Source organism: Janibacter sp. FSL W8-0316, assembly GCF_038004165.1.
Taxonomy (GTDB): Bacteria; Actinomycetota; Actinomycetes; order Actinomycetales; family Dermatophilaceae; genus Janibacter; species Janibacter indicus.
Genome location: NZ_JBBOQX010000001.1, coordinates 2125263 through 2139369 on the forward strand (window position 1 = coordinate 2125263; position 14107 = coordinate 2139369).

The 14107-nt window shown below is 63.3% G+C and carries 10 protein-coding genes and 1 pseudogene; 5 read left to right on the top strand and 6 right to left on the bottom strand.

The annotated features are described in order from the left end of the window. The first annotated feature begins 39 nt into the window (after positions 1-39). The 4 genes from NYE39_RS10455 to NYE39_RS10470 all read left to right on the top strand — a co-directional run bounded on the left by NYE39_RS10455 (position 40) and on the right by NYE39_RS10470 (position 4389). A complete protein-coding gene (locus NYE39_RS10455; protein ID WP_255494255.1) occupies positions 40-762 on the top strand; it encodes a response regulator transcription factor in 723 nt (240 codons plus the stop codon). Continuing rightward, positions 759-1877, top strand: coding sequence for a sensor histidine kinase (locus NYE39_RS10460; protein ID WP_341012624.1), 1119 nt, complete (start codon positions 759-761; stop codon positions 1875-1877). The genes NYE39_RS10455 and NYE39_RS10460 overlap by 4 nt, the downstream gene beginning before the upstream one ends. Before the next feature lie 942 nt (positions 1878-2819). Further along, positions 2820-3407: a hypothetical protein gene (locus NYE39_RS10465; protein ID WP_341012625.1), complete on the top strand. Its 588-nt coding sequence runs from the start codon at positions 2820-2822 to the stop codon at positions 3405-3407. A gap of 199 nt (positions 3408-3606) precedes the next feature. After that, positions 3607-4389, top strand: coding sequence for a hypothetical protein (locus tag NYE39_RS10470; RefSeq protein ID WP_341012626.1), 783 nt, complete (start codon positions 3607-3609; stop codon positions 4387-4389). Between the two features lie 110 nt (positions 4390-4499). Here the strand turns inward: NYE39_RS10470 and NYE39_RS10475 are convergent. Next, positions 4500-5434: pseudogene (locus NYE39_RS10475) on the bottom strand (IS3 family transposase); the annotation flags it as partial. Between the two features lie 135 nt (positions 5435-5569). Between NYE39_RS10475 and NYE39_RS10480 the strand changes: the two are divergent. Continuing rightward, on the top strand, positions 5570-6691 hold the full coding sequence (locus tag NYE39_RS10480; protein ID WP_341012627.1) for a PD-(D/E)XK nuclease family protein: 1122 nt from the start codon (positions 5570-5572) through the stop codon (positions 6689-6691). A gap of 217 nt (positions 6692-6908) precedes the next feature. On the opposite strand, the gene NYE39_RS10485 is transcribed toward NYE39_RS10480, so the two are convergent. The 5 genes from NYE39_RS10485 to NYE39_RS10505 all read right to left on the bottom strand — a co-directional run bounded on the left by NYE39_RS10485 (position 6909) and on the right by NYE39_RS10505 (position 13991). After that, positions 6909-7667, bottom strand: coding sequence for a PfkB family carbohydrate kinase (locus tag NYE39_RS10485; protein WP_341012628.1), 759 nt, complete (start codon positions 7665-7667; stop codon positions 6909-6911). A 275-nt stretch (positions 7668-7942) separates the two neighbouring features. After that, positions 7943-9025, bottom strand: coding sequence for a hypothetical protein (locus NYE39_RS10490; RefSeq protein WP_341012629.1), 1083 nt, complete (start codon positions 9023-9025; stop codon positions 7943-7945). Positions 9026-9059: 34 nt separating this feature from the next. After that, positions 9060-10871, bottom strand: a complete 1812-nt coding sequence (locus NYE39_RS10495) for a hypothetical protein (RefSeq protein WP_341012630.1) — start codon at positions 10869-10871, stop codon at positions 9060-9062. Positions 10872-10965: 94 nt separating this feature from the next. After that, positions 10966-12105 carry a phosphoribosyltransferase-like protein gene (locus NYE39_RS10500; RefSeq protein ID WP_341012631.1) on the bottom strand — a complete coding sequence of 380 codons (1140 nt, stop codon included), beginning with the start codon at positions 12103-12105 and terminating at the stop codon, positions 10966-10968. Then, positions 12102-13991, bottom strand: a complete 1890-nt coding sequence (locus NYE39_RS10505; protein WP_341012632.1) for a hypothetical protein — start codon at positions 13989-13991, stop codon at positions 12102-12104. Before NYE39_RS10505 ends, NYE39_RS10500 begins: the two co-directional genes overlap by 4 nt. Positions 13992-14107: the final 116 nt, after the last annotated feature.

Below are 14107 nucleotides of genomic sequence, written 5' to 3' on the forward strand. Positions count from 1 at the left end.
TGTCGGCCGTGGTGCGACCCTCGGGTGAGACTGTCTGTCGTGAGCACACGAACCCCTGTCGAGCCGTTGGCGAAGGTGCTCATCATCGAGGACGAGAAGACGCTGGCAGAGATGATCGCCGCCTATCTCGCCCGCAGCGGGTACCAGACCACAGTCGAGCACAACGGCGTCGCCGGAGTCGAAGCAGCACGAGAGCAGTCCCCAGACGTGGTGATCCTCGACCTGGGACTGCCCGGACTGGACGGCATCGAGGTCTGCCGCCAGATCCGCACCTTCAGCGACTGCTACGTCATCGTCGTGACCGCCCGATCGGACGAGGTGGACACCCTGATCGGCTTGTCCGTGGGCGCCGATGACTACGTCACCAAACCCTTCAGCGTGCGCGAGCTGATGGCACGCGTGCAGACGGTCCTGCGTCGCCCACGGGGCGGGAACGCCGGCAACTCCAGCGCTGCGGCGACCCCATGGGTATTCGGCGATCTTCAGGTCGACCCGCTCGGGCAGCAGGTCCACCTGAAGGGAGAACCAGTTCCGCTGACACCGACCGAACGGGATCTGCTGATGACCTTGGCCCAACGGCCCTCGATGGCCTTCTCCCGCACGCAGCTCATCGAGGAGGTCTGGGGTGGCGGCTGGGTCGGGGACGAGCACCTGGTCGACGTCCACATCGCTCACCTGCGACGCAAGCTCGGAGACAACCCCGATCTCGCTCGCTACATCACCACGGTGCGCGGCATCGGTTACCGGATGGGGCCCGGATGAACAAGCGCGTCAACACACTCTCCAAGGGTCTGGCGCCTCGACTACTGGCGGGACAGATCCTGGTACTCCTTGCGGGAGCACTGACAGCCGGGCTCGTCGCCGCCGTCATCGGCCCCCCGATCTTCCACGACCACCTCCTCCAAGCGGGGCACCAGGAGAACGCACCCGAGCTGGTCCACATCGAGATGGCCTTTCGGGACGCTTCGCTCATCGCCCTGGGCGTGAGCCTGCTCATCTCTCTGACTGGGGCGACTGCGGTGGCCTGGTTCCTCGCCCGACGGCTGCGTCAACCGCTGGCGCAGATGACCGATGCCGCGCGCGAACTGAGCCGTGGCCATTACTCCACCCGCGTGCCTCATGTCGGTGCGGGGACTGAGCTCGAGACCCTCGCCGGAGCATTCAACGTGATGGCGGCCCGCTTGGAAGGAGTCGAGGACACCAGACGACGGATGCTGTCCGACCTCGCCCACGAACTGCGCACGCCGATCGCGACCTTGAGCGCCTACCACGAGGGACTACACGACGGTGTCGTCTCCCTCGGCGACGACTCTCGTCTCGCGTTGACCGCCCAGACGGAACGACTCGCGCGGCTGGCCGAGGACATCAACGAGGTCTCCACAGCCGAAGAAGGACACCTCGCCCTCGATCTCCGCAGCCACAACGTCGGTGACCTACTGTGGGCCGCCTACGGAGGCATGCGTGACAGGTACTCCGACAAGGGGCTCAATTTGGTACTGGACCTGGACGAGAAAACAGGACTGGAGACCCTTGTCGATCCGGTCCGATTCGCCCAGGTCATGACCAACCTCCTCACCAACGCCCTCAGGCACACACCGGCGGAAGGAACAGTCACCCTTGCGGCGAGACGCGACGGCGATGAGGCCATCATCACCGTCACCGACACCGGCGACGGCATGACCCCCGACCAGGTACAGCACGCATTCGAACGCTTCTACCGCGGCGACTCAGCTCGCACAAACGACCAACGAGGATCTGGCATCGGCCTGACCATCAGCAAAGCCATCATCGACGCGCATCACGGAGGACTCACCGCATCCAGCCCCGGCCCCGGAAAGGGCTCATGCTTCACCATCTCCCTACCGCTCGTGCGCTGACCGTGAAGATCGCCGGAAACCGCGCGGCACCACCAGTTCGACGATGCCTCGGAATCATCGGCAGCTGGGCGCCAGGCATCACGATGACCGAACCGACCCCGGACCAGGGGGCACGATCACTCGCACGACGACGGTCTGTGGGCCCGGGTGAAGCATGCTGTGGTTCCGCACCCGCACGACGCGCGTACACCCGGCCATGCCCCCTTCGCCCGGACCAGCGCTGCCCAGTCAGGAGACACCCGTGGTCTCCTCGATGCGTCCATGAGTGATGTCCCTCGGGCGGCTGACGTCCCGGCGCCGGATCGCCTCCCTTCGCCTGTGAGGACGTTGCGCGCGCCGCTGTTCGTGCTCTCAGTGATCCTATGCGCCGCGATGGCGGCAGGCGCTCATGGGTTGCTACCCACCGTGGCAGCTCAGTCCGTGCACCCCCACACCCTGCAGCACTCTGGGCACGGACACCACCATGTCAGTGAAGTGGATCTGCAGCGCAGGACCTCGCCCCAGAACCAGCAGCGTCGGATCCGGACCCGGCGATCGGGACAGCAGCATGCTCGCCCCTACTATCGGCCACGCCGGCGACGGTGGCGCCTGCGGGCGCCGCCTCACCGGTGGCTACGTCCGAGTCCGCTCCCAGCGACGAATGTGCGTTTGAGAATCTGCTTGATCCGAGTCTGAGAGGCCGTCGATGACGGCCCTTCCCCGCGTACCCGAAAGACCCGCCGGTTGCGCCAGAAGGCCGTCGAGATGTGACCTCACACCGACGACCCGCAGGGACCTACACTCATGGCCGATGAGCCGACCCCGCACGCCTTCCCGCACGCACCTACCCCTTCCCTGGAGATCCGTCCCCTCACCTGCGAGCACTTGAGAGCCACGGCCACACTGCACGCTCACCAGCTACCCAATGGGCTGTTCCCTGCCCTTGGGCAACGCTTTCTTCGCGTGTGGCACCGCACCTTCCTCGATACCGACCACGCCGCGGGCGCGGTCGTGGTGGACACCTCCGCCCAGGACACGGTGGTCGGGTACCTCCTGCTGGCCCTTGATCCCTTGGACCACGTCCACGAGCTGAAGATCAAGTACCGCCGCGAACTCCTGCTGGAGGGGACGCGCGGCCTCCTGTGCCACCCCGGCGTCGGATTGCACTTCGTGCGTACGCGCGCAGTGCGCTACGCGAAGCGTTTGCTCGCACGCCGACCCTGTCGACCAGGCAGCGCCGACGACGGCCCAATACCAGCGGTGATCCACGCGGTGGTCACTGACCCCAGGTACGCGCTTCGAGGAGTCGCAAACCGACTCCTGCACTGGGCGCAGTTGCGCACCACGGATGCAGGCATCGACCAGATTGCGCTGGTCACAGACGCCGCAACGACGCCGACCGGTGCCGTCCTGGCGCCAGACGAATCCCAAGGAGCAGCCGCCATGTACGACCACCTCGGCTGGCGTCGCGTTGCTCAACGCGAACGCGACGGCAGAACGCTGATCGAGTTCCGCAAGGACCTCACGGAAGGGGACCCCTCCTGTGCGTGAGACGAACCAGTTGCGACCCGACCGGCGAGCCGTGATCGCGGCAGCGTTGACCTCCGCGAGCGTGTCCGTGGTGGCCTCCTGCTCGAGGCCACAGGAACCAACCGCTCCATCCGACGTCACCGCGCGCTCACCGAACTCGGCTACCGGGTCCACGAGCACCAGCTCGAGCACGCCGACTCAACCATCACTTTCTCCTCCGGTGGCGTGGAAGCCGCACGAGAACGAGGTCGAGGTCCAATGCAAGCTCACCGCCGTCCACCAAGTGGTCGCCGCATTGACGGTGGATGGCGGCGGTCCCGGCAGGAGCATTCCCTCGGCACTGCGCCCTCTTCGTGGACACGTCGAAGGTGTAGAGGAGTCCGTCGTGGAGGTGGTCTATCCGCAATATGGCGGGCTGAGCCGGGATCGGCGTCAAGCCAGCGTCATGATCGTCCTTAGCCTGGTCGCCATCGCCAATGGCAGCAGCACGACGACCAGCACTTCCATGACCATCGATGTGCGACTCCGCCGCCGCGATTCCTGGCGCGTCACCGAAGTCATCATCCCCAAGGACCGGCAACGCGCGGCCAAGGTCCCAGATGAAGCGAAGCAGTTGTTGCGCAGCCGTCAGCTCAGCATACCCCGCGAGGCCCGGCTTGACCTGGCATCCGGCCGCATCGACCCGAAGCTGATGGAGCTAATGGTCGAGCTTTCGCAACGTTGGCACCTGGGTGTCCACGTCCTACGTACCGGGCATCCCTCCAACGTCTTTGGCACGGAGCGAACCTCCAACCACACCAAGGGCAGGGCGGTAGACCTCTGGGCGCTCGACCGCATTCCCGTCATTGCCCACGACCGAGCACCATGGCGCGATGTCATGGAGGCGGCTGCAGGACTCGGTGCCGACGAAATCGGCGGACCCGTCGACATCGGCGGCCCGGGTCCGCCCTACTTCACCAACGACGTGCACCAGGACCATCTGCATGTGGCCTTCGAGAACTGACTTGTGGCCCAAGGATGCCACCCGTCACGGTCGAGCCGCCCTCGCCCCCGTTCGCTCAGTGACGACCTCGCGATGACGTCGGAGATCAGAACGTTCAGTTGCAGTCCTGGCGTTCTCGCAGGGGCGTTGAGAGCGTCCTCGACCAGCTCGGTGCGCATGTGGTCGGCGATCGCCCACCCGGCCAGCCGACGGCTGTAGCAGTCGATCACGGTCGCTAGGTACAGGTTCGTCCCGTCGGCCAACGGCAGGTAGGTGATGTCCCCGACGTAGCGTCGGTTCGGCGCAGGAGCGGTGAAGTCCCGGTTCAGCAGGTCTGGGTACTTCTGCCCCGAGGGTTCGGGGATCGTGGTCCGCACGCGACGCTTCTTCACATAGCCGCGGATGCCCTCCAGCCGCATCACCCTGGCCACGCGCTTGTGATTCACCCGTGCACCGGCAGGCGCGTTGTCGTTGAGTTCGGCGGTGATCCGAGGCGCACCCTGGGTGTTGTCCTCGGCATGGACGGCCCTGATCCGCTCCGCGAGCTCGGCATCAGCCCGGGCACGCCCCTCGCGTGTCGGGGCAGCCTTGAGCCAGGCGTAGTAGGACGAGCGCTCGACCTCGACGAGCTCGCACAGTCGCTTCACCCCGCCGCGATCGGCGAAGGTGGCGGAGTTGTCAGCGACGAACTGGAAGCGACTCACCAGCGCGTCTCCCCGGCGAAATACTTGGCCGCCCGCTGAAGAATCTCCCGCTCGGTGGTCAGCTTCGTCGTCTCGACCTCGAGCTCGTCGACCCGAGCCTCGAGCCGGGCGATCTTCTGCTCCGACGTCTCATCAGCCGGCGTCGAGGAACTCTTCGACGGCTTGGACTGCAGCGGGCTGGAGGTCAACGTCCCGTCAGCAGCGGTCTTCTTCCCGGTCCCGTACGCCTCGAGCCAGTGCCGCAGCGTGCCCCGCACGATGCCGAGATCCTCGGCGATGCCGCGGACCGTGGCGCCCGGGGTGGACTCGTACAAGTCGACTGCCTGACGACGGAACTCCTCGGAGTAGTTCTTCCTGGCCATGATTCTCGAATCATCTCGCTTCCCCAGCACCAGGTGCTGGATTCTGCGTGTCCAAGAACCGGGGTCAGGCCCCGTGGAATCGGCTTCGACTAGGTTCCAAGCCAGGGGAAGGTCATCGGTGGGACTGGAGGGCATGTGACTGCTCATCACTTCTTGGGACGTGTGCTCATACACGAGGTCGACACGGCCTCGCTGCTCGCCTTCGTGGCCCGCCGTGATCCGGAGCCGCTGTGCCGAATTCTGAGGCTGCGTGAGCCGATCCGTGAGGTTCGCGTTGAAGTGCCCTTCGGGAAGCGCAACCGCTTGGACCTGGTCGTGTACGGGGAAGGTGGCCACCCCACCGCAGTGCTGGAGGTGAAGGTGGCGGCGACCGAGCACGGCGATCAACTCACCCGCTATCAGGAGTTCGCCGACCAACACGGTGCTGCGATGTTCTTGATCGACCTGGAACTTCCGGGCAGCAAAGTCCCTCCCGGTTGGACCAGGTTCAGCCTGGCTGAAGTCTTTGAGTGCTGGGCCGATTCCTTGGATGACACTGCCCGTGTTTTCAGCACCGCCATCGCCGAGGTCTTCCGTGGTTGGCAGGAGCAAGGTGTCGGCTCGCTCGCGGGAATCAGCGCGGCCATGTACCCCGTCGTCATGAGGTCGATCGCCACTGGCCTGGCGTCTGATGGTCGTCGAGCCTTCGCCAGCGCGACGAGCGCGGGCCAGCCAGCTCTCGTCGCCTACGCCCCGCACCCATCAGGCATCGAAGGTGCGCACCTGTGCGTGAATCTTCGGTGCCAAGACAAGAGCCAGTCAGACAAGTCATGGGTGTACCGCATTGGTGTCCACGTGGACAAGGGGCATGACCGCGCCGATGCGCGGCGCACTGCCCACCGCCTCGCGGCGGAACTCGAGCCAGCCCTGAACTTGGCCGACCTCACCACAGCTCTCGAGGCAATCACCAACAAGCCCCTGGGCTCCACGTTGAGCGGCGCAAATCCCATGAAGCAGCCGCGCAATCGCGAGGACCGCCTCCGGAACTGGCTCACCGAGGTCGATGCTGCAGGGAACGGCCGGGTGGGTCGTCACCCCGTTTTCCACCATGACGACGGACGACGTTTGACTGCGCAGTTCTACCTCGGCCCGGAACTCGTCACGGGCGCCGACCTCCGCGAACTCATCGACAGCACGCTGCGCTACCTCGCTCGGGCCTGCCAAGGAGAGCAGCCCGACGCTGGCGCGACTCAGGACGTCCGCCCAAGCCATAACTAGCAGTTATGCGTACTCATAACATCGGGTTTTTGCTGCAAACGAAGGCCCTCTTTGCAATCTTCGCTGCATCTCGACAATTAGATGTCGAGAAGCAGCGAAGGTTGGCGGCCCTTCTGCGGGAAACTTTGTCGATACGGGCCTTCCCAGCCGACGTCGTCAATGTTTGGCCGGTCCGGCCTGTCAGACACACGGTTGGACAGCTAACTGCATCTTGCGGTTAGGCGACGTCACACCTTGGGCAGCTGACGAGATCCGCCGCAACGCCATTGTCGACGCACTGGGTGGTCACGTGGGAAGTCCCGGGCAGCAGGTCGGACCGAACTGCGACGGCTTGCGGCTGGGCGTACATCCCGCCTCGCGCTCCTTCAAATGCGCAATTCCAAGCCGCGAGCTCTTGGCCAAACTTCAACGCAGCGGTGACTGAGGCAACGGTTGCGTCGTCTAGAGCTTGAACGCCTCGGCTTGCGAGTTTTGACAAGACTCCAGCAGTGCACCAGTCTCCCGATCCGCACGAGTCACGGACGTTAGGAGCCGGCGCAGCATTCAGAGTTCGCCATCCTGGTTTGCGGCGGTTGCGCGGGAGCCTGAATCGGAGACCTTCAGATCCCAGCGTCTGAATCTCGAGCCGAAGGTTGTCTGCGGTGTCGTTGCCAGCCAAATCGGCCATGCGCTGGTCTGCGTACTTCACAATATGGGCAAGCTCAAGTGCCTCCTTAAACAACTTCATATCGCCACGACCGGAGGGCTCGAACATGACGACCGCACCGCTTGCGGATGCTTGAGCCGCAAGATCCAAGGCCCCTCGCGAGACGCGGTCGAAGAAGTACACCGAGGTTTCGGGAATGTACGGAACCACCCGATCAACGACTGTACGAGTGATCGGCTTGAAGGATGGCAGCCAGCCACCACAGCGCAGGCACGACCAGGAGAATCTGTGGGTCGAACCGCCACTGGTTGATGGCTTGATCTGCTGCACGATGATCGGGGTGTTAGCCGCTGGGCCACAGTCCGCGAGGTCGAGGTGAACGCCCCACCGTTCGAGGTCTGCCTTGACCCGAGCGGCGGCTGCATCATCGTTCAAGCGCGCAATCGGGTACGCGTCCCAACCGAGCCACGCAAGGATGGAGAGGACGTTTCCGCAGGTTCCACCTGCCCACGATCGCACTGGCAAATTTGGGTCGGCGCTCACCACGAGGTCCAAGGCGACCAGCCCGGTGCCCAGAATCTTCGGAGCCCGCTGAGGCATACCGCTCAGACCTCTCTTCTCATAGCCGGACGCCCACTAGCGTACGCCTCGCCCTCGAGCCAAAGATGCACCAGACTCGAGCTGGCCTCACTCTGACCGGTCCTAGGCTGGGTAGCGGCCGAGGCTTCGAGTTCGTAGTTTTCAGCCTCAAGATAGGCAACGGGGAGGTCGCGCTCCGTGCTGGCCATGAGTGCACCGAGTGCGGTGAGCTTGCTACTCGTGGGCGACAGGATGGTGGCGGATCCTCCGCTGCCTTCGAAGACAGGCTTGCGCAGATCGTCGATGCGCAGGATGGTTCGATAGACGTCGAGGGGGTCGTCGTCGTCGGCGTACACGATGTTGCGGACGTCGACCTGCCACGTACTGAGCAGTTCTTCGCGGTATTCGAGCGCGAGGTTATCGGCCAACCTCGGATCACGTGCGGGGAATGGAAGGATGGGGCACGTGTCGTCGGGTTGAACGAAGTCATAGATTCGGCGGATCTCTTGCTGCGCCCCTGAGGCAAGCTGGGGCATCCACAGCCTTGCAGGATTTTGGTCGCGGTCAACGCCGAGGGTGCCGCTGAATCCGTGGACCCACCCCGGCCGGTCTCCGGCAGTTCGCGTGATCCTCGCATCGATGCTCGGATCGTGGGTGACCGTGACGTGGAGGTTCTTGGGTTGCGCATTGCGGGAAAACTCCTCAACCAGGAGGCGCACAACCGGAAAGCTGGTTCCGATCGAAAGTGCGCTGATGTCCACGATGACGTCGTCGTAGGACATGATGGCGAGATCGCTCACAGCACGCGCTGCTCGCCTTCCTCCGACGATTGCGCCGTCGTTGCCGAAGATCTCGACATCGGTCATCTGGACTGCCGATGCCAGTTCCTGGAACAGCTCGAGGTTCTTCTCTGCGGCGGCAGTCAGGGCGTCCGTCGGTCCTGGCCGGAGCTCGCGGATAAGGTGCAGTTGCACCCGGGCTCCGCTGCCTTGGAGTTGCTGAACAGCGTTGCAGGCGCGCGGGTCGAATCCGGCGCCACCGACCACCAGGACGTTACGGCCTTTGAAGTACGACCTGAAGAACGGAGTAACGTCGTCGGAGCAGTGCATGACGCACTCGCTGTAGCGTCCCTCTTCGCGCATTTCAGACGGCCTCGACTACAGCCAGTATGTTCCGCACGTCACGCTCCAAGAAGCCTCCGCGACGCAGCGTGAGCCCGTTAGCCACGGCCACGGGTCCGCCAAGTTCGAGGAGGCACCACAGCTGGTTCTTTGTCGAGTGCTCGGTCTTCAACACCAACGCGTTGTAGGCGACAGCGAACTGCAAGACCCTTGCGAGACCGGGGTGCCTCTCCGGGAGTGCCTCGAATTGCTCTTGCGGAATACCCCATGCGTTGGGACCTCCGCCCAGTGATGCGTTGCCCTCTAGGCTCCGCTCGACGCACTGCTTGGCAATCGCGTCGGTCAGCGCTCGCACTTCCCGATGGTGGGGGAAGTCCCAAGCCTTGATGATCTCCGTTGAGCGTTGACGGATCAGACGATGCTGGTCGTTGGCTGACAGCAGAGCCTGTCTTCCTCGCACGAGTTGGGTTTCTGCTTGCGTCACCAGTCGACCTGCAAGCTGGAGAAACTGCTCAGCGTTTTCGGACGAGGCATCGCATAGCGCGTCGAATCCGACGTAGTACGGCACGCCCCCTTCGTGCAGCAGGTGGATGCGGGCGCCGTCAATGACGCTGGCATCGATGGTGATCGGCTTGTTCGGCTCGAGGTCCTCGTCGGCGAAGACGTCGAGAGGTAGTTGAGGTGTGCGCTTGCCGAACCGCTCAAGCGCGATGGTGGTTGCCGCGAGAATCAATGCCGGGTCGCCGGTGTTAGACGCTGAACGGTCGAGGTAGTCCTCAACCTTGGCCTGAAGTTCGCGGCGCTGTGCATCGGAGGCACCGACCCGCCGCTGCACGACGTCTACTCGTCCAGAGAGCTCGGCGAGCCTCTTATCCGTCGGGGCAGCTACCTCCGTGGCGAGCAAGTCACTGAAGTCCGTAAGACGTCTGCGGTTGAACGACTCGATCTGCCGCAGGTAGCGGTTTGACATGTCTTTGGCCATCTTGCGGAAGGCCGTGCGAGTGGCTCGCCTCTCGGTCAGTTGCATCCGAATCTCGGTTGTGACCCGAAGCTTCTGGACGTCGGGCTCGCCTTCCTGACCAAGCACGCGCGCCGGGTTGAGTGCGTCGAGTCGAGTCAGGATCCAGCGGCCGACCCGCATCTCACGCTGAGCGAGCCAACGCTCTAGGCGCTCGTACTGGACCGGGTGGAGGGAGTGGGCGTCATCGAACATCGCCAGCGGGGTGACGCTGATGCGCTGGCCCTCCCAAGGAAAGTTGATGGTCTCCACCACGTCGAATGGCTGGTATGCCTCGCTGACGGCGCTGCCCAGGGAATCCAGCCGAGGCGGCACCAGCGCGCGGACGATCTTGTACAGCGCTCGCTCGACGTCGCGGGCCCTGTCAAGAACCGCCTGGCCGTCGCGTCCACCTATCTGTTCTAGAGCCGCCTCTGCGCCAGCTCGAGGAGCGATCTCGATATCGTTCAACGAGATGCCGGACTCGTTTAGCTGCCTCAACCAGCGGATCACGGACCGCGCTTCGAGCAGTCGGGTAGTCAGCAACATCCGCGTTTCTTCTGGGTAGGGGAACTCCCAGAAATCCCGGTACTCCGATTCGAGGGGTACCCGCGCGCCGAGAATCTTGGGAGTCAAGTCCTCCAAGACTCCGCATTGCGTGAGAGCGTCCGCAAGCGAACGGTAAGTGCTGGCGTTGCGGTTGCGAAGCAGGCCGCGCACAGTGTCGTATTCGAACAAGCGAGCAAGCGTGGTCTTTCCGCTGCCAGGTGTCCCGGTCACAATCGCCAGCCGGTCGTACAGGGAGCCATCGGTCGCAGGCTGCTTGAAGAAGGTCATGAGCGGCTCGGGGGTTACCACAGCCAGGAAAGCCTCGCTATCGGCGAGGTACTCCGTTGCTCGCTTCTCGAATGGATTGACCACTGTCGTCCCCTTAAATGTGCCGCTGCCGACGGCGAAAGAGTGGCCTCATCGCCGGGACCGCGGCCATGCCGTCCACTTTCGGCGAGCCGACCGTCTCCGCCCAGAGAAGCGGCATTGAGTTGTTCGGAGTGTTGTGGTCGAGGATGAGTGGCAACGCGCATCCGCCGTAGCCGAGTTTCATGTCGTCGGTGCCCCCAACAGCGGTGTGCCTGCTGGTGATGGAGTCGTCGTAGTATTGGTCGGCAAGGTCGAGGAATCCCAGGTCGGCAGGGTTGTCTGTGTCAAGCGGCAGCGACTCAGGCAGCCAGAGGCCGTACGTGGTCGAGATGCTCGGCGGCAGCCCCGCTTCGGCCAATACGTGCTTACCCGCGTCGAGGCGATCGGCCAGCTCCGTTCTCGCTTTAGCGGTGCCGACATAGTGGTGAATGAAGACTTGGTATCCGTCTTCGAAAATCTTCCCACCGAGCACCGCCTGGGCTGCCTGCACCGATGCGGCAAACTTGGACAACTTCCCTTTGGCCCTGCCGCCGTCGAGCCGGAAGAACGAGGTGCCAGTCGCGGCGAAATCGTCAATCAGGTAGACAGCCCGGAAGGTAGCCTCGTCGTCGTTAAGATCCGTGCGGAGCTCGTCGAGGAGATCCTTCCACTTTGCTTGGTCGAGTTGGGTCGAGCCAACAACTTGCTCGTTGGTGATCAGGCCGACGTTCTGGTGACGGATAAAGTCGACCCGCGCGCCATCACTCAGGCCAAGGAAGAGCGTTCGGCGGCGCAGCTTGTTGATCCGCTCGCGTGCTTCGTCGTTGGCGAGGAGGCTGTAGCGCGGCATATCCATCTGTTTGGCGACTGCCGTGATCAGTTCAGGATGAACCACGTTCGCGTAGAACTGCCCGACGAGTTTCTCCATCTCAGAAGGACCGATGTATACCAGTCTGGTCATTATGAAATCGTAGGCAGTTTCCCGCTGATCAGGATCGAACTGCTGGAGCCAGGACGCCAAACTCTCGGTGAAGCGGACGCCGGCTTCGAAGTCGCGATAGCCGTCGTACTTTAACGTCGCCATCAGGCGAAGGCGCTGGAACTGGTCGTGGGCTTTGTCGTCGTCCCAGTCCATGACGCTGCTCAAGACCCGCAGGCCCAGATCCGAGTTCATTCGCCCTCCACTCTGAACCAGGCGATTCCATCGCACACCTCCACTGATCGCAAATAGTAGAGGGTCGCGCGGCTCCCACGGAGTGATTCTGGTGCGATGTTCCAACACTTCGCCAGATCGGGACTAACCTGTTCGACGCTGAGACCTAGGGGCGATGCCAGCATCTCGTGGTCGTTGCCGGGCCAGCGACCGCGGTCCCCAATTCTCAGGATGTCGTTCGTCTTCGCGCGTGACGCGACCGCGGCTATGACATTAATCTTCGAAGCGTTGGCGTCAACGACGTCGATGGAGTGACTCGATCGGACTACGCGCAGGGTCGTAAGATGCTGTTCGGCAACGAGAGCTTGGACGCTCTCCCACAGTCTCTCCTCTGAGAGTCCCCCTTCAGCTTGGACGGTGAGCTGGTGCTGCCGAAGGGTGAGTTTCAGCGCTCCCTCTTCACGCATGAGCTGATCGTGCAACAGAGCAAGTGGTCCCGCGGGCTCCTGAGCACTGGCTAGGGGCTCGGCATCTCCCAGCTCGCGAATCTCTGCTCCGTTGTAATAGCCGATTGTCACCAACGGCCAGAGGCCCTTAGGGATGGTCCGCCTCAGGTCCGAGCCAGCAGATTGTCCTCGACCTGTTGCGATTCCGACCGGCAAACCTGCGCCGAGTATGCGGACCAACTCTGCAGTGACGTCGTCGCGCGGCGGTCGGAATCGGTCGGGTGTATCCACGATCGTTCCGTCGTAATCGAAGACGATGCCGCCAAGCGCGGTGTTCGCGAGATTCTTCTCGAATGCTCGATGAGCCGCGGCCAGGGTTTCCGCCGAAAGCTGCTGAAGCCGGGCGGTCTTCGGCCTTGACCGCTGCTGCTCTTTGCGGTCGATCGATACCTGTGACCGTGACCTCGCCTGCGGTTTCCCAAGTGAAAGTCGATAGAGCTTGCGACCGAAGTCAGGAACACCGGGTTGGCCGGGATCGATGCCTCGTGCGAAGCCCAGCGCTTCGGTGATGTGAAAGGCGGCGAGGAGTGACGCCAGTTGGGCTACTTCGCAATCGCCTGGGATGTCGATAACAGCTCTTGGAACGCTGACGGGCAGCAAACGCATCGTCCGTCGGGCCAACGATCTGTCCGCATCCGACACGAGAGCCAACACACTGCTGCTAGATCCATTCTTTGCTAACCAGTGATGGCGGCCATGTGCGAAGTGTCGATAGTCGGCAAGTTGCACTCCGACAATGCCGGCCTCGATCAACTTCGACTCGAGGTCGAACGCTCCCAAGCTGGTGTTTGCGTCGTGGAGGACCACAAGGTGCTCGCGTCCAGCGACGGAGAGAGCTGCGTCGCGCCAGCCGCCGCGGCTCGTCTCGCCGAGGCTCTCCTCAAGAAGCCCAGAGATGGCGAGCCACCTCTCGCCGCGAGCGTCTGCCTGAAGGTAGGCCCTCGTCGCGACAGCGCAAAAGGCCAGCAGGGAGTTGGTCGCGAGAAATCCGTCCTTCTTCGACGGAACTCCCAGATGGTGAAGTCGTACGACCGGATCCTCACTCGCGACTCTTGAGATTGCACTTCGGCTACGAAGGGTTACCAAGTTTAGGGCGGCCATTTCGGCGCGACGAGCAGCCGATAACGCCGCAACGACGTCGACATTTGAGCCACCAGCGCTGAAGACCCAACAATGAGTCTCTTTTGAAAGTTGCTGGGTACGGAACTGATAGGGAGTCAGCGCTGTGCTGAGGCTGAAACCAAGCGACCGATGCAATCGGGCCATATGATGGGCCGCGGAGAGTGACCCTCCCGAACCAACCGCAACCATCGGCCGGTACTTTCCGCTCTCGACGCACGTCACAATGTCCGAAATATCAGCATGACTCACCCAGTCCAGGGTGGCCGAGAGTTCGGCCATTTCAGACCGATAGGGGCGGGCCAAGGGAGTACCTTTCGCGCGTCAACAAGCAAGCGGGGTTCGCATCAGCACGAGGCTACCGGTCCGCACCGACAGTTCCACCTAGTCAGCCGTCA

Coding starts and splice junctions, on each gene's coding strand:
- NYE39_RS10460 (WP_341012624.1), top strand. CDS start 759: ATGAACAAGCGCGTCAACACACTCTCCAAGGGTCTGGCGCCTCGACTA.
- NYE39_RS10490 (WP_341012629.1), bottom strand. CDS start 9,025: ATGCACTGCTCCGACGACGTTACTCCGTTCTTCAGGTCGTACTTCAAA.
- NYE39_RS10495 (WP_341012630.1), bottom strand. CDS start 10,871: ATGACCTTCTTCAAGCAGCCTGCGACCGATGGCTCCCTGTACGACCGG.
- NYE39_RS10500 (WP_341012631.1), bottom strand. CDS start 12,105: ATGAACTCGGATCTGGGCCTGCGGGTCTTGAGCAGCGTCATGGACTGG.
- NYE39_RS10505 (WP_341012632.1), bottom strand. CDS start 13,991: ATGGCCGAACTCTCGGCCACCCTGGACTGGGTGAGTCATGCTGATATT.